This window comes from Staphylococcus sp. HMSC068G11, from assembly GCF_001815825.1.
GTDB lineage: Bacteria > Bacillota > Bacilli > Staphylococcales > Staphylococcaceae > Staphylococcus > Staphylococcus epidermidis.
Map to the genome: position 1 here is coordinate 65,750 of NZ_KV822069.1, position 16,186 is coordinate 81,935.

The 16,186-nt window shown below is 31.6% G+C and carries 20 protein-coding genes; 4 read left to right on the plus strand and 16 right to left on the minus strand.

All coding sequences use genetic code 11. The features are described 5' to 3' along the window. Positions 1–76: 76 nt before the first annotated feature. Positions 77–1,327: a lipid II:glycine glycyltransferase FemX gene (locus HMPREF3058_RS03960; protein ID WP_002447319.1), complete on the minus strand. Its 1,251-nt coding sequence runs from the start codon at positions 1,325–1,327 to the stop codon at positions 77–79. 399 nt (positions 1,328–1,726) lie between these two features. After that, positions 1,727–2,488 carry a VOC family protein gene (locus HMPREF3058_RS03965; protein WP_002491568.1) on the minus strand — a complete coding sequence of 254 codons (762 nt, stop codon included), beginning with the start codon at positions 2,486–2,488 and terminating at the stop codon, positions 1,727–1,729. 161 nt (positions 2,489–2,649) lie between these two features. Between HMPREF3058_RS03965 and HMPREF3058_RS03970 the strand changes: the two genes are divergently transcribed. Continuing rightward, positions 2,650–3,090 carry a MarR family winged helix-turn-helix transcriptional regulator gene (locus HMPREF3058_RS03970; RefSeq protein WP_002447317.1) on the plus strand — a complete coding sequence of 147 codons (441 nt, stop codon included), beginning with the start codon at positions 2,650–2,652 and terminating at the stop codon, positions 3,088–3,090. After that, on the plus strand, positions 3,090–4,283 hold the full coding sequence (locus tag HMPREF3058_RS03975; protein WP_002491581.1) for an MFS transporter: 1,194 nt from the start codon (positions 3,090–3,092) through the stop codon (positions 4,281–4,283). The genes HMPREF3058_RS03970 and HMPREF3058_RS03975 overlap by 1 nt, the downstream gene beginning before the upstream one ends. 200 nt (positions 4,284–4,483) lie before the next feature. On the opposite strand, the gene HMPREF3058_RS03980 is transcribed toward HMPREF3058_RS03975, so the two are convergent. The 7 genes from HMPREF3058_RS03980 to glp form a co-directional block, all read right to left on the minus strand. After that, a complete protein-coding gene (locus tag HMPREF3058_RS03980; protein WP_001832414.1) occupies positions 4,484–4,834 on the minus strand; it encodes a SarA family transcriptional regulator in 351 nt (116 codons plus the stop codon). Between the two features lie 414 nt (positions 4,835–5,248). Beyond that, entirely contained in the window at positions 5,249–6,271 is a 1,023-nt protein-coding gene (moaA, locus tag HMPREF3058_RS03985; RefSeq protein WP_002491550.1) for a GTP 3',8-cyclase MoaA, read from the minus strand. Between the two features lie 12 nt (positions 6,272–6,283). Beyond that, complete coding sequence (gene mobA, locus HMPREF3058_RS03990) at positions 6,284–6,889, minus strand: molybdenum cofactor guanylyltransferase MobA (protein ID WP_002499564.1); 606 nt, start codon at positions 6,887–6,889, stop codon at positions 6,284–6,286. 5 nt (positions 6,890–6,894) lie between these two features. Next, positions 6,895–7,128 (minus strand): molybdopterin converting factor subunit 1, encoded by a 234-nt coding sequence (gene moaD, locus HMPREF3058_RS03995; protein WP_002475369.1) that lies wholly within the window; start codon positions 7,126–7,128, stop codon positions 6,895–6,897. Positions 7,129–7,133: 5 nt separating this feature from the next. Continuing rightward, complete coding sequence (locus HMPREF3058_RS04000; RefSeq protein ID WP_002491577.1) at positions 7,134–7,577, minus strand: molybdenum cofactor biosynthesis protein MoaE; 444 nt, start codon at positions 7,575–7,577, stop codon at positions 7,134–7,136. Continuing rightward, positions 7,578–8,054 carry a molybdopterin-guanine dinucleotide biosynthesis protein B gene (gene mobB, locus HMPREF3058_RS04005; RefSeq protein WP_002475355.1) on the minus strand — a complete coding sequence of 159 codons (477 nt, stop codon included), beginning with the start codon at positions 8,052–8,054 and terminating at the stop codon, positions 7,578–7,580. It lies immediately after the preceding gene. Beyond that, positions 8,051–9,310, minus strand: a complete 1,260-nt coding sequence (glp, locus tag HMPREF3058_RS04010) for a molybdopterin molybdotransferase MoeA (RefSeq protein ID WP_002487081.1) — start codon at positions 9,308–9,310, stop codon at positions 8,051–8,053. Before glp ends, mobB begins: the two co-directional genes overlap by 4 nt. Before the next feature lie 61 nt (positions 9,311–9,371). On the opposite strand from glp, the gene moaC reads away from it, so the two are divergent. Then, positions 9,372–9,863 (plus strand): cyclic pyranopterin monophosphate synthase MoaC, encoded by a 492-nt coding sequence (gene moaC, locus HMPREF3058_RS04015; RefSeq protein ID WP_002499563.1) that lies wholly within the window; start codon positions 9,372–9,374, stop codon positions 9,861–9,863. A gap of 57 nt (positions 9,864–9,920) precedes the next feature. Here the strand turns inward: moaC and HMPREF3058_RS04020 are convergent, their stop codons facing one another. The 5 genes from HMPREF3058_RS04020 to modA all read right to left on the minus strand — a co-directional run bounded on the left by HMPREF3058_RS04020 (position 9,921) and on the right by modA (position 13,639). Next, the gene (locus HMPREF3058_RS04020; RefSeq protein WP_002447308.1) at positions 9,921–10,451 is read right to left on the minus strand and encodes a MogA/MoaB family molybdenum cofactor biosynthesis protein; all 531 of its coding nucleotides are present in this window, start codon (positions 10,449–10,451) and stop codon (positions 9,921–9,923) included. Between the two features lie 20 nt (positions 10,452–10,471). Then, on the minus strand, positions 10,472–11,473 hold the full coding sequence (locus HMPREF3058_RS04025; protein ID WP_002487102.1) for a ThiF family adenylyltransferase: 1,002 nt from the start codon (positions 11,471–11,473) through the stop codon (positions 10,472–10,474). 86 nt (positions 11,474–11,559) lie between these two features. Beyond that, a complete protein-coding gene (locus HMPREF3058_RS04030) occupies positions 11,560–12,168 on the minus strand; it encodes an ATP-binding cassette domain-containing protein (RefSeq protein ID WP_002487082.1) in 609 nt (202 codons plus the stop codon). Continuing rightward, positions 12,169–12,840 carry a molybdate ABC transporter permease subunit gene (gene modB / locus HMPREF3058_RS04035; RefSeq protein WP_001832420.1) on the minus strand — a complete coding sequence of 224 codons (672 nt, stop codon included), beginning with the start codon at positions 12,838–12,840 and terminating at the stop codon, positions 12,169–12,171. It abuts the gene before it with no gap. Between the two features lie 13 nt (positions 12,841–12,853). Continuing rightward, positions 12,854–13,639: a molybdate ABC transporter substrate-binding protein gene (gene modA, locus HMPREF3058_RS04040; RefSeq protein ID WP_002491559.1), complete on the minus strand. Its 786-nt coding sequence runs from the start codon at positions 13,637–13,639 to the stop codon at positions 12,854–12,856. 219 nt (positions 13,640–13,858) lie between these two features. On the opposite strand from modA, the gene fdhD reads away from it, so the two are divergent. After that, positions 13,859–14,647: a formate dehydrogenase accessory sulfurtransferase FdhD gene (gene fdhD, locus HMPREF3058_RS04045; protein ID WP_002491575.1), complete on the plus strand. Its 789-nt coding sequence runs from the start codon at positions 13,859–13,861 to the stop codon at positions 14,645–14,647. Between the two features lie 128 nt (positions 14,648–14,775). Here fdhD and HMPREF3058_RS04050 read toward each other — a convergent pair whose 3' ends face one another. Continuing rightward, the gene (locus tag HMPREF3058_RS04050; RefSeq protein ID WP_002491558.1) at positions 14,776–15,531 is read right to left on the minus strand and encodes a GNAT family N-acetyltransferase; all 756 of its coding nucleotides are present in this window, start codon (positions 15,529–15,531) and stop codon (positions 14,776–14,778) included. 36 nt (positions 15,532–15,567) lie between these two features. Then, complete coding sequence (locus HMPREF3058_RS04055) at positions 15,568–16,116, minus strand: biotin transporter BioY (protein ID WP_002491578.1); 549 nt, start codon at positions 16,114–16,116, stop codon at positions 15,568–15,570. Positions 16,117–16,186: the final 70 nt, after the last annotated feature.

The window sequence follows — 16,186 nt, forward strand, 5'->3', positions numbered from 1 at the left end:
GCAATTTTTCCTTTCTTATAAAAAAATCTGAACGCTCTCAATTTATCATAGAAGCGTTCAGATCTGAATGTAGTAGTTATTTACCTTTAAGTTTACGTGATATTTTAATTTTGGCTTTCGTTAAACGAGGTTTCACTTTCTCAACTAAATGATATAACGGTTGATTTAATACATAATCAAATTCTCCAATTTTTTCACTTAAATATGTACCCCAAACTCGTTTAAATGCCCACAGCCCATAATGTTCTGAATCTTTATCAGGATCATTATCTGTACCACCAAAGTCATAGGTTGTTGCACCATGCTCTCGTGCATATTTCATCATTTCAAATTGCATGTGATGGTTTGGTAAGAAATCACGATAGTCATTCGATGAAGCACCATAGAGATAGTACGATTTGTTTCCTGCAAACATTAAGAGCGCACCTGACAAGTAAATACCTTCTGGCTCGCTTTTTTCAAGTTCTGTTAAATCAGATTTTAATTCATTTGTTTTTTTAATTTTATTTTCAATATCATTAAGTTTATTGAGTGTCTTTTTATCTTGCTTTTTTGATTGTAATTTCTCTTTCTCAGCTAATTGTGCTTCAAGGTCTTGATTAACCATATCTAATACTGGCTTGGGCTCTAATTTAACAAGGAAGAGTTCTGCATCACCGTCTTCATGAAGTGCATCATATATATTTTCAAAATAACTAATATCTCTAGTTAAAAAACCATCTCTCTCTCCAGTTATCTTCATTAAATTAGCAAAGACTTTAAGCCCCTCGCGATTTGATCGTTCTACTTTAGTTCCACGCTTAAGCGCAAGTCTTACTTTTGAACGATTTCGACGTTCGAAACTTTGAACTAATTCATCATCTGTTTTATCAATAGGCGTAATCATAGTCATTCTTGGTTGAATATAGTCTTTAGATAATCCTTCTTTAAAACCTTTATGTTTAAACCCAAGCTCACGTAAATTTTTAAGTGCTTCTGCACCTTTATCAACTTCGACATCGGGATCTATTTTGATAGCATACGACTTTTCATCTCTTGCTACTTCTTTAGCATAGCTAAGTAGAGCTTCTAACACTTCTTTATTATTATAATCAGCTACAAATCCCCTAGATACATAGCATAAAGTGTATGGGAGTTTAGGTATTTTTTTGAATAGTAGCTGGCCAACACCTTTAATTTGACCATTTTCACCGACAGCAATTCTTCTCGAATACCATCCTGTTAATTTTTTCGTATCTGCCCACTTAGATAATTGTAATAAATCACCATTGGGATGAGATTTCACAAATGCGTCATGTTGTTGATTAGTGATGTTCATCTTTTCCATGGTTTAAAATATCTCCTTTATTTTACAGTAATTTTAATTATACATCTTAATGAGAACGATGTCGACGATGTCACTTTCAAACCGTTTTAGTTCTTTCAATACTATTACCCTTGATATAATGGTTACTAACAACTAGTAAAGAGGTTTTTATATGAGAAAATTTATTTTGTTATTATTTATTATCCTAAATCTCGTAGCAATCATTATTACAATCAATCACCCACTAACAATTTCATATTTTAGTCTTCGTGTCATCTTCGTAGCATTTATATTTATTATATCCATATTTTTTATTTTTTTACGTACTACAAACTATGAATTGATTCTAAGTATTTTATCTACCGTTTTCGCTTTCATACACATCGGTTTAATTATTCACAGTGCATATCTATATTTATACTAGTTGGGTGGCTCAAAACGATATTTAGCACCACGTATAAATATTGAGTATGGAGCTGTGGCATTGATATCGGTCATTATTAATGTATGAAAACCGGAATCTTTGCCGTCTTCTATTTTATAAATAACTTTATCAGTTTCTAATTTGAGATCAGTAGATGTAGCTGTTTCATTTACTATTTTCATGTTATACCATTCTTTCCAAAGACTTACTGTTGTTTCACGTTGAGTACTAGTAATAATCACCTCTTTAATTTCAAATTCTGACAAGTTGAAATTATGTATTTGTGATAGGTTTTGCTTTCTGCTGTTATCCCATTCTATAAAGAAAGGTGGTTTGACTCTATAGTCAGGGTTAGCAATATATAGCAATCTCCAACGTAATTGATGCCCCTTCTTATTTTCTCTTTCCATGTCAATAGGACCAATTACATCAACGCCTCTATTTTCTAAAGTATCTCTAACTTGATCTATATCCTTTGTTCTAAAACAAATACCTTTAAAGCCTTGTTTAAAATGATCCTGCACTATTTTTGTAGCAAATGATACACGACCTTCTTCAGTTTTAGCTACATTGTTAAGTTTTGACTCATTTTCAACATCTAGCAATTCGATATAACTATTTTTAATCGGTGCTATTTGATTAAAGGTGCCCAAATGATGATGTCTTCCACCATTTTGCAATTCTAATATTTCTCCAGGAAACTTAAATGACTCTAATTGATGTAAATAGTGAATGATATGGTCTAATTTTAAGTTCAACTTTATCCCCTCCACATGTTATTGCTCATTTTAACAAAATCTAACTTTAATTACTTTAAATATTAAAAAGGAATCAAAGACCATTGCAAAATTCATATTTTAGTCATATAATTGTCTCTGTCTTTTAAATGGTTAGCTAGGCTAACTAATATAACAATGAGGTGTTAGATATTTTAACCAATGAATTTTTCAATAGTTTTATAGGTATATATAGACCCTATATTAAACTTACACAACCTATATTAGATCAGCATCAGATTCATACTGGCCAATGGCTTGTGCTAAGAGATATCGCCAATTATCAACCTACTACACTTGTAAAAATTTCTCATCGTCGTTCAATAGAAAAACCTACAACACGAAAGTTGATTAAAGTATTGTTAGACAATGGTTGGGTTATGACAAAAACAGGAGTTGATAAGAGAGAGAAATTATTAAGTTTAACTGACAAAGGTCAAAGCCTCTTTGAAACTATTAATAAAAAGGTCACTGTCATTCAACAAGATATTATAAAAAAAACTGGATTAACTGATGAGCAAGTATTTGATATTACAAATGCGATGTCTCAAATTCATGAAGCAATGATAAAGGAGGAGCAGTAATGAATCAGTCTACAATAACTAAAGACCCCATTTTTACGAAGAGTTTTAATATTAACTTTGCTATTAACTTTTTTGTTTATCTATGTATGTATTTATTAATTGTCGTTATCGCGAGCTACAGTAAATCAGAATACCATGCTTCTGATTCTGTTGCTGGGCTCGTAGTCGGACTTTTTATAGTAGGATCATTAATAGGTCGATTTGTAACAGGTAAATACGTCAATCGATTTGGTCCAAAAAAAATTCTCATTTTTGGTTTAATATGTTTAGTAGTAACACAGCTACTTTATTTTATACCTGGTTCTGTTTGGTTCTTAATGATGGTGCGTTTACTGAACGGCTTAGCAACAGCGGTTGCTACAACTGCTACAGGAACAATAGCAGCATATATTACACCACCTACACGCAAAAGTGAAGGTATCAGTTTATTCTCATTAAGTTTGGTGTTGGGAACCGCTATTGGCCCATTTTTTGGTATGTTATTGATGAATTCCTTTTCTATCAATATTTTATTTACTATTTGTGTAATTTTAGGTGTCATAAGTGGTCTATTATCACTGTTAATTAAAATTAATTTCACAACAGTTAAAGAAAACACAATTACACATAAACGGTTCAATTTGGCTCATTTTGTAGCCAAAGAAGCCATTCCGGTAGCATTCGTCATGTTATTAATCGGTGTTACTTACGCTGCTATTTTAACTTATTTACAGGCTTTTGCTATTGAAAGAGATCTAGTTACATCAGCAAGTTACTTTTTCATTTTTTACGCTATTGCGTCCCTCATAACAAGACCTATTGCTGGAAGATTGATGGATGATAAAAACGAAAATGTAGTTGTTTATCCAGCATTTATCTTCTTAGTATTATCTTTTCTTCTACTGATGCTTAGTTTTAACGGATGGGTATTACTTATTGCAGGTATCGCATTAGGAATTGGTTATGGTAACTTGTCATCTTCTATGCAAGCTATCGCAATAAAAGTATCTCCATCAAATAAATATGGCTTAGCTACATCAACTTACTTTATTGGTTTAGATATAGGAATTGGATTTGGACCATCCTTACTAGGTCTTTTCACACATACGATTTCTTATAGTCAATTATATGGAATCATGGGTATTTTAGGATTTGCAACTTTAGTCATCTATATTATTGTTCACGGACGTAAGGTTCACAGCACTGTATATTAACTGCTAGAATTTTAAAAAAACGTCTAAGTAAACTACCTAAATATGCCAAAATGACTTTTATGTAGATTTTACTCCAACATCGCTATATCACTCATATTAGGATATAAATAATAACAAAAATAGCAGTTACCTTAATATTCATAAGGTAGCTGCTATTTTATAATTTATTTAGTCACTTTTAGATTTAAAATTTACTGTCCTTAATTTGCAATACTAATTGTTTCAATTTCTCCAGTCATTTTGTCCAATAATTTCTTTTGCTTTGCATCGAAGAAATAGTAAACTTGTCTTTCATCGGTTTCTGAGCGTAATTTAGAAATGAGTTCTTTCTTATAGATTTTACGAATAATCACATCAATTTTACTAGTATCCCATAACATCTCGAAATGTAATGTGTCTCGTAACTCTTTACCACTAATTTTAGTGTCTGCATAAACCTTGTAAAGAACTACAAATTCTTCAATAGAAATACGATATGTTGTTTTAAGCCAATGCTTTAATTGACTTAATTCTCTCTCTGATTCAATAAAACGTTGTACTTTGTTACTCATAATAATATGCCTCCTAAGTTGATTCTTGGATGTTGTGTTTGTGTGATAAAACTCAATTGCTTATTTTTATTATATTACAGGTTTTGCATTTAATCTATAACAAATATTAAAATTGACTCTAAATATTGTTTTGAAATTAAACAATTTAAACAATCAGTTATATGTTGAAAGGCATTTAAAATATCTAAATAGGTTTTGTCGTAGCTATATTAACTAACTAAATGTATAAAATTATGGATTTAAAATGTTTAACATGAAGACTTAAGCATATGTTGTCTATAAATACTCAAAACTGTATTAATTGTTTCTTGCTCATTTAATATAATTTATTAGTATTATAAACTTTTGAAACTAAATTTAAATGCTTATAATATAATGTCCAAATCCCATAAGTAGTAAAATTCTAAACTACGCCTATCCACCTATATAATTCATATTAATTTTTTTCTTTCTATTATTCTCAATAGTTTGCATCGTACGCTTATCAGAGTACTGATTGTTTCTAATACTCCACAATCGTTTAAATTGTGCTTTTAAATCATCATCTGTAGCTCCATTACGTATTAAGGCTTTTACATCAAACCCTTCTGAGGAGGCAAATAAACAACCATAAAATTTACCATCTGAAGACAATCGAGCACGCGTACATGTGGAACAAAATGATTCAGATACACTCGTAATTAGACCAAATTGTGCATCACTATCTTTATGTCGAAAATATTTAGCAACTTCCCCATAATATTTAGGCGCTACAGGACTTATCTCAAAATGTTGTTCTATCATATTAAGCATTTCTTCTTTAGTTACAACTTTATTGAAATTCCATCCATTATCGTTACCTACATCCATAAATTCAATAAAACGTACTTCAATATTTTTATTTTTAAAATAATCAATCATCGGAATAATTTGATTATCATTAACCCCTTTTTGAATAACTACGTTTACTTTAACTTCAAAACCTATTGATACTGCATAATCAATTTGTTCTAAAATTGTAGACGCTTTAATATTTCTATTGTTAATTTCTTGAAAAACGTTATCCTCAATCGCATCTAAACTTACATTAATACGACGTAAACCAGCTTGATATAAATTTTTTCCATGTTTTTTTAATAACAAGCCATTAGTGGTCAATCCAATATCCTCTATACCATCTATGAGATTTAATTGCTCTACAAGTTTATAAAGATTGCGTCGTAAGAGAGGCTCTCCTCCTGTAATTCTTATCTTTTTAACTCCTAATTGAGCATAAATCTTTGAAATTCGTATTAATTCTTCAAAAGTAAGCAATTCATTCTTAGGTAAGAAAGTGTAATCATCTCCAAAGATTTCCTTTGGCATACAATAATCACATCTGAAATTACATCGATCAGTGACCGATATTCTTAAATCCCGTATTGGACGGCCTAATTTATCTTGTATTACCGCTTTCATAGTTGGACCTCCTTATTCATTTATCTGCATTTTTAAAGAGTCCAAATCATGCTGAAAATTAATATTCTTATACCAATAATGAGGCGAGTCAATTTCAGTAACGTCTAACCAATCTGTTGATAATTGTTTAAAGACATGCTTTAGACTTAAATGATTTGAATTTAAAGCTTTTTCAATAAAAGGAAACGTCGAAAGTGTATAAAAACCAATCGTCGGTATACATATTTGTCCTTCTTTAAATGCTACAATATCTAAACGTGATTCAATTAAGTTTGATACCATGAAATGATATAACCCATTCACTGCTTTACTAGTAATCATTGGTGTATCAACAGATACAATGAAAAACAATTCTTCATCCATGTATTGCTTCATCACTGAGTAAATTCCTGTTAGCGGCCCTTTATTTTGATGATGTTCGTCATCAATAATCACATATTCATATTCAAACTGAGAAGCTAATTGTGAATTAGTGCTAATGATAATGCGATTAAACATATTTGTAGATTTTAACGTTTCTATAATTTTTTGATAAAAATATTGATTATCAATTTTAGCAAAAGCTTTAGCTTTACCAAATCGGCTAGATTCTCCACCTGCTAAAATAATTGCTTTCATCTTGATCAACCCCCACTGACCGGTGGAATGAGCGCAATTGTATCTCCTGGTTGGACCATATCATCTTGTCTGACGAATTCTTCATTAACAGCAATTTGAAATTTTTTTGATTTAAGTTCTCTATGGCGTTTTAATAAATATGACTCGAATTCTTGAACAGTTAATGTCGTATCTAAATGTATTGTTTCAGTAGATCGATTGAGCAACTCTTTTAACTCTGCAAAATATAAAATTTTCATCTTGCTTACCCCTTTTTTGCTTCATTATATGTTCCCTTTTGATGGCCTTGCCATTCAGCACCATCATCCCAAATTTCCTTTTTCCAAATTGGAACAATTTCTTTTATGCGCTCTATGGCGTATTCATTTGCTTCATATGCCGCTTTTCTATGAGGAGAAGATACTGCAATTAAAACTGCTATATCTGATATTTGTAACGGCCCAATTCGATGTACAATTGTTGTTATTGTTCCAGGCCACTTTTCTTCAATTTCTTTTCCAATTTGAGCTAATTTTTTCTCAGCCATTGGTATATAAGCCTCATATTCTAAGTGTTGTGTACGAATACCTTTAGTCCACTCTCTTACGTGACCAGTAAATACGACTACGGCACCTTGACGTTCGTTAATCGTAAAATCCCTATATTGTTCGGTTTCAATAGGTTGAGTCACGATTTCAAATTGCTTCATTTAATTCATTCCCTTATCCTTAATTAATTTGTTGAGTAAGTGCTCAAGTTGATTATTTGCTCGTGGATGATTGGTTTCTATTTTCCCTATGACGTGAGAAAGTCTTTGTAGAGTTCTTAATTCATCATTATTTTTATAAACGATAATTTTATCATAATTTTCTTCTTTAAAGCCCTCAACTAAAATGATACTACAATCAATTGTAACAGAATTTTCAATTATTTCTCTAAGCGATTGTTTCTTATTACGTGTCACTGTTTGCTGTAAATGATGCCCCTGAACAATACTTTGATCTGCGCCCGCAGCAAAATGTTTCATGTGATCAACATCAGATGACTGTAATTCAATTTCTTCACCAATATGCCCGTGATGTTTAATTGTTGCTACTGAATAACCTCGTTCTTTTAAAAATGATATCGCATGGTTCATCAATGTAGTTTTCCCTGAATTTTTCATACCTACAATTTGTAAAATCATAGTATCAATTCCTCTTCAAAACTATTAGATTCGGTCAAAATCACATCAACAATGTTACCTGCTTTAAATCCACGTGTACCACCAGGAAGCATAATCATAGCATTAGCGTGCGCAATAGCTACAACTGCACCTGATTTATTAAATCCAGATGGTATTACTGTCATTCCAGCTTTTGTTAATGTTGCCTTAGCACGAATCAATCGTGTAAATGGGTTAGCTTTATTAAAATCTTCCATAAGTGTAGCTTTGATTATTTGCGGATAACAAGCTTTAGCTCCCATGAGCTTATTTACAGCGGGTTTAACATATAATTCAAATCCTGTATAGCAGGCTGAAGGATTTCCAGATAAGCCAAATAAATATTTACCATCTACAAATGCAACCGTAGTAACACTACCTGGTCTTTGAGCCACTTTGTTAAATAGTATCTGCGCTTGGATGGACTTGTATATTTCTGGTAAGTAATCAAAATCTCCTACCGACACACCTCCAGTAGTAATTACTAAATCATGCTCTGATAAAGCTTTTTTTACGACCTCAATACTCTTTTCTAGATTATCATGCTGAACTTTATACATTCCAACTTGTATTCCAAATTGTTTAGCTAATGCTTTAATCATCGGTCCGTTTGAATTTCGTATCTTTCCTGGTTCAAGCTCATCTTCTACTTCAAGCAATTCACTACCTGTAGCAATTACTGCAACAGTTGGTTTTCGAGCCACTCGCACTTTAGTATAACCGTATGTTGCTAAGACTGCTATCACACCAGAGTTAATACGCATACCTTTATGCAGTACGATATCACCAGCTTTTATTTCTTCACCTTGTAGTGAAATATTTTCTAAATGTTTAAAAGATTTTCTAATTGTAAAAGTTGTTTCAGATTCAATAGTTTGTTCAAACATTACTACTGCATCAGCTCCAGAAGGAATCTGAGCACCAGTCATTATTCGTATTGCTTGGTTTTTATCAATTGTTTTTTCTGAAACTGAACCTGCACCGATATGATCTATTACTTCAAATTCAATACGGTTTTCGCCACTTGCACCTTGTGAATCTTCACTTCTAATTGCAAATCCATCATAAGGTGATTTATTAAACCTTGGTATATCATAGGTCGCAACAATATCTTCAGCAAGAATATGTCCTAAACTTTCATCTAAATTAACATTGATATTCTTCACTTCTACATGTTGTTTCATAATACGATTAATTGCTTCTTTAACTGATATTGGCGTTCTTTTCTCTACAGACATACACTCATCTCCAAAAAATATTAATTTTCATGATATACTTACTCCTAATAGGAGGGAAAAAATGACTCATTTCACACATATTAATAAACAAGGTAATGCTAAAATGGTTGATGTTTCTAATAAGAAAATTACAAAACGTATAGCAGAAGCACACTCAAGTATAATAGTTAATGAAAAAATTTATAGACAAATTACTCAAAATACTAATAGTAAAGGAAATGTACTTAATACTGCGCAAATTGCTGGTATCATGGCAGCTAAAAACACTTCTACAATCATTCCTATGTGTCATCCATTACCACTTACAGGTATAGATGTATCCTTCAAATGGGATTCAAATAATGATGATTCATATCGTTTAAATATTACAGCGATCGTGTCTACAACAGGTAAAACTGGTGTTGAAATGGAAGCATTGACTGCTGCTTCAGTTACAGCACTTACAATCTACGATATGACAAAAGCCATAGACAAAGGCATGGTAATTGGAGAAACGTACTTAGAATCTAAATCTGGTGGTAAATCTGGCGACTTCCACAGAAAAAATATATAATTCTATTCATTATATAAATTAAAAATTCGTACATTATATCTAAAATCTTGAAATTACTTAATTTCTTATGTCTTTATTTAATTCAAACACTAAGTGACTCAATTCAGGTTTAATTAATTTTTCTATTGCAAGTTTAATTGCACCTGTTGAGCCAGGAAGTGCAAAAATCAAGGTATTATCACAGGTACCTGCAATAGCTCGAGTTAATAATGCTCTTGTACCAACATCTTCGGTATAACTTAAGTATCTAAATAATTCACCAAAACCTTCTAATTCTTTAGTTAATAATGGGCGAACAGCTTCTATTGTCACATCTCTTTGTGAGATACCTGTTCCTCCCGTTGTAATAATGACATCTAGTTGATTTGGTGAAGCTAACCAAAGCTTAAGTTGGTGTGTAATAGCTTCTATATCGTCTTTAACAATTCGATAATAATTAATATCAACATGATTTTCATGTTGATTTATCAAAGATTGAATCAGTTGACCACCTTTATCAGAATCATAATCTCTCGTATCCGATACAGTCAAAATTGCTACATGAATCGGTCTGTTTAAATGAATATTCTGATGTTGATGTTTGTGCATGTTTATCCACTCCCTTATATTTAACCAAATAGTTGATGCATTAATTGAATTGCTTTTTTAGGTTCTGTCGTTCCATGTATCAAAAATCTACCACCAGAAAATGCAACAATTCGATATTCTCTAAACCTAAACATTGTCATATATAAATTCGTACGATGTTGAATATGATTTCGCTCGAGAAATGATAGTAATATTTCCTGAGAAATATCAGGATTTTTATATTGAACAGTGTCTCTTCCACATAAGGTCGCGTAATCTTGTTGATGTTGATTAAGGTGTGGATATGTTGGAGCATGACCACATGTTTTACAATCTTCATTTTGCATACGACTAAAACCAAATGTATAATGATCCCCTTCCCAAATATCCCCGTAAGTGAAGTGTGTGTTAACCTTATTACCAGTCAATAACTTTAATGCATCACTGAGTTGTAAACTGGTTGTCATTGTTACAGCTGGTTGAATAACTCCAACCGTATCACATGTTAAATTAATAGATGGTAATTGAGGCATTAAGCAATTAAAACACGGTGTTTGCCCAGGAATAAACGTTGCCTGAACATATGTACTTTGAACAACACCACCATATATCCAAGGAATCTGATGTTTATAAGCAAAGTCATTAATTAACTGACGCGTATCAAAATTATCAGTTGCATCTAATATAATATCGACATCTATTCCATGTTGCTCTAAGAAATTGTAATTGACATGCTCAATATAAGCATCTATCTCTACATCTTTACGTATCTCTTTTAAAACCTTCTGTGCAGCGATTACTTTTGGTAGTACATCTTCTGCATCACGCTCTGTAAAGAGTGTTTGTCGTTGTAAGTTGCTAAATTCAATGTAGTCTCTATCAACAATAGTTAACTTATTTATTCCTGCTCTCACTAATCCCTCAGCTAAGTGTGTTCCTAACGCCCCCATACCTACTATAAGTACATGTTTTTTCTCAAGTTGACTTTGACCTTTTAAACCAATTTGCTTAAACAACACTTGTCTCGAGTATCTTTCTTGCATCAAATCCCTATACCTCTCTTTATATTTTGAATATACGAATAATTGTTAAAATTAACAGGTAAATAGCACTTCTTGCTATATTTTATTCAATCTTTAATTGTTATAATCTTATGTGCCATTTGCTGCGCTTCATAATTTGAATGCGTTACAAATATAATGGGAATTTTCCATGCTTCGAATATTTTTAAAATTAATTTGACACCTTCTTTTTTTGTCTTATCATCTAAACTTGAAAAAGGCTCATCAAGCAAAATTAAATCTGGTTTCGTACTTAGCGCCCTAGCTAAAGCGACGCGCTGAGCTTCACCTCCTGATAAGGTCACAGGATACTTTTCAAGTAAATGCTCTATTTTTAGAGTATGAATAAGTTGATTGATATGTTCAGAAGGCTTAGTCATAAACGTTATATTGTTATAAACATTCATATTAGGGAAAAGTTGATAATCTTGAAATAAATATCCTATACGACGTTGTTGAACCTTAACATTCAAATGATGTCGTGAATCAGTTAATACACGTTTACCAACCTTTATATATGAATAATTTATAGCTTTCAAACCGGCAATTATATTTAAAATTGTTGTCTTTCCAATTCCAGACGGTCCTTGTATCGCATATATCTTAGGGAGTTGATCATCTATGTTGATATTAATTTTCGTCTGATTAAGCACACCATTCAATTTAATTGTGAGCATTTAATCAACCTCCCTAAACGTATCACGATTAACTAGATTAATAGTCGCTATGACAGTTACCGCAAATGCAACTAATACAAGCACCCATAACCAAGCTTCATTTTCTTTCCCTTGCTCCACTAAAAAATAAATTTCTAAAGGCAATGTGTTTGTTTTGTCTGGAATATAGCCAGCAACCATCAAAGTAGCACCAAATTCACCTATTGCTCTTGCAAAGCTCATCATAATACCTGCAAGAATAGAACGTTTAGATAATGGTAACACCAATTTAAAAAATATTTTTGTTTCACTTGCTCCCATGGTTCTTGCAGTATTTAACATCTTTGAATCTATACTTCGAAACCCATTCACTGTATGTTGATACATAAGGGGAAAACTAACAATGACAGATGCAATCACTGCACCTGTCAAAGTAAATACAACTGGTAAGTGTAAGATATTAGTAAAGAATTCTCCTACAGGACTTCTTGTTGAAAATATAATTAATAATATAAAACCAAGAACAGTAGGTGGTAACACAATTGGTAAAATGATAAAACTTTCTAATAGATTTACCCAATATCTATTTTTATTGTATAGCCATTTAGAAATCAATATGCCAAAAATAGTAACTATCATTGTACTAATTAAAGCAACACGAAAAGAAATCCAAAAGGACGTTAAATCAGGCATAGCTCAGAACCCCTTATACAGAAAATTGATATTCTTTAAGAATTTGTTTAGCTTTATTAGATTTTAAGAAGTTTATCCATTCTTTAGCTAATTTTTTATCTGAAGTTGCACCTGCTTTATAAGTAATTGGTTTACTTAATTTAATTTCTTCGATGACTTTAACTTTATTTGCTTTTTTCTTTTGTTGATATAAGTCTGTTTTATAAACGAATCCTTCCTGTGCGTTTCCTTTTTCCACATAATTTAATACTTGTTTTACGTCTTTAGCAAAAATAATTTTATCTTTAACATCACCATATAAATGTTGATCATCTAAATATTGTTTTGCATATTTACCTGCAGGCACTGTTTTTATTTGTCCTAGTGCGAGTTTGTCGTTTTGATTTAAATCTTTTACAGAGGTATAACTTTTATTTTTATCACCAATTAATACAAGCTGATTCTTTGCATAATTATAAGTATCATGTGCTTTGTTTTTTTTCTTCAACAGATCTATATCTTTAGTGTTAGCTGACATCATGACATCTGCCGGAGCACCCGCTTCTATTTGCTGTCTTAACGCACCTGATCCGCCATAGTTAAATTTAATCTCTACATTTGGATGGTCCTTTTTAAATTCATTTCCTAATGATTTACTGACTTCAGTCAAACTTGCTGCAGCAGAAACTTGAAGTTCTTGTTTATCACCTTTTGGCGATTGTTTTTCATTCTGTTCTTTATTCAGACCTCTCTCATTAGTACAACCTGCTAATACTATACTTAATGTTAAAATAGTAATAAAAATATGTTTTATTTTCATGATAGCCTACCTCCATTTAACCTTTATTATACGCTTTAAATAATATTTGAAAAAGAAATAAAATGTGATAAATTATGTCATTATTTATACAACTAAATGTACTCGAATTGACTTTATAAAATCTTCTTAAAAGTCCTTTCCTAATAATAGGATATACAAAAGAGTGAGAAGTGAGTTACATTTAAGATAATAAGTAGTCATGATTAAAGGGGTAAAAAAATGAAAAAAGATGTGACGCAAAAACAAACTATAATCAAATTTGAGAATGGACACTTATATACAGCATCGGATTCATGTGTAACAGAGATGCCATTAACAATTAAAGTCAACGATATTGAGTTTGCAACTATTATTTGTAGTCCAAACCATTTAGAAGAATTGACTTTAGGTTTTCTTGCATCTGAAGGTATATTCTTAAAGAGGAATGACTTACAATCCATTCATATTGACGAAAGTAAAGGATTCGCTCATGTAAAACTAACTCAATCAGTAGGTCAACAATTCGAACATCCTACAAAACGTGTGCTGGCTTCCTGTTGTGGTAAAAGCAGAGCATTTTATTTTCAAAATGATGCTGCTATTGCCAAAACATCAATGACAAACATTCAACTTCAACCCAAACAAGTTATTAATTTGATGACGCAATTACAGGATGCAAGTATTATTTTCAAAAAAACGGGTGGTCTTCATAATGCTGCCATCAGTGATGGAAAAGACTTTTTTGAACATCGCCACGATATCGGACGTCATAACGCTCTTGATAAATTATACGGTTATTGTATTCAACGACATATATCGGTGAGAGATAAGGTTTTGATTTTTAGTGGCCGTATTTCATCAGAAATTTTAATCAAAGCGGCTAAAATCGGTGTAGGAATTATATTATCTAAATCTGCCCCTACTTCACTTGCAATACAACTTGCAAGAGATTTAAACATTACCGCAATTGGGTTTATTCGAGAAAATCATTTTAATATCTATAGTCATCCAGAAAGAATCATAAATTAATTTTAAACTTAAATGAATTTTAAGGTTAACACTACATGTCCGATTACCTTTGAACATATAAAAAATACCCTAAGATAGATTTAATAATCCATCTTAGGTTATCACTTCGATGTAAAATTTCAATTAACTTAAATATTTTCTTTTAAAATATGATACTTAAAACCTTGGTATACATATCCTTGTCTTAGATACATATCTTTAGCAGTATCTTCTCCATCTGCAACAAGAATAACAGGTCGCTCGTTAGCCATACGTCCAACGTAAGCTTGTATTTCAGAACCAATACCTTGATGTTGGAATTCTTTTAAAACCCCAAAACCATCTATTTCTATTGCTTTATCCGTCATTATAGTATCAACTATTCCTACTGGTTGTTGGTTAACATATGCAACTAAACGTTCAATGTCATCCAAGTTGTGTGAGCTATAAATATGTTGTTTAACCATGTTGGCATAGTTATCACCAAAAGGCCGTGCAAACGCATCATAGACATGAAGGTAATCATTGATATTACTACTTGTTACAAGTTGAATATCTACGTCTCTTTTGCGTGAAAGTTCCTTTAACGCTTTAGCTTCAATGACATAAAGCTCAAGTACTCCTATCTGAAAACCTAGGTCACGTATTTTTTCCAACAATACTTCATCTATATTTTCATTAGCTGGAAATGAAAATGAAAGATGATAGGATGATTGATTTAGATGCGTTTTCTTTTGTACCTCAATGTCTTTAAGCCATTGATTCATTGTTGGCATCGTTTTATAAATCCACGTGTTACTCGCATATTTTAAAGGTTGAGAAGGTAAGAGATAAATCACCTTTCTAGAATCTTCAGTTATTTTATTTCCATCAATATAAATATCTTTAAAAGTTATTTTCGACATAAATATCGCCTCATCAACTTCATTATTAATTTTTAGTTATTGAATAAGAGTCTTGAAACGTGAATGATTTAAAATTGCTGCACCTATTAAACTTGCAATAATAGCCTTAATAATATCACCTGGCATAAATGTAAATGATAATATAAATGCCTTAGAGATAGGTATATGTATAATGAAGCCCATAATGATTGTACCTAATATATCTAATCCTAATACACCGATAACTAGTGTAGCTATAAAAATCACTAAGAAATTCATTTTATGCAAATATGCATCACGAATAATACCTATAAAGTAAGCTACAACAGGATATAAGAATAAGAATCCTGCCGAAGGTCCTGCAAATACGCCAATTCCCCCACGGCCTCCAGAAAGCACTGGTAAACCTGTAGCTACTAATAATAAAAAGACAATAACACTTGTAGTACCAAGTTTTCGCCCTAAAATAATTCCTGCCAAAAAGATTCCTATATTCTGTAATACAATAGGTACTGGCATAAATGGCAGAGGTACACTTGGTACTAAACCTAAAATACAAATGATAGCAGTCATTAAAGCTGTATAAACTAAATGTTTTGTAGTCACTTGTTCATCCTCCTTACATAGATTTTATTATAGCACCCTTGTAAACTTTTATGAACAAAAAGTTTACAAT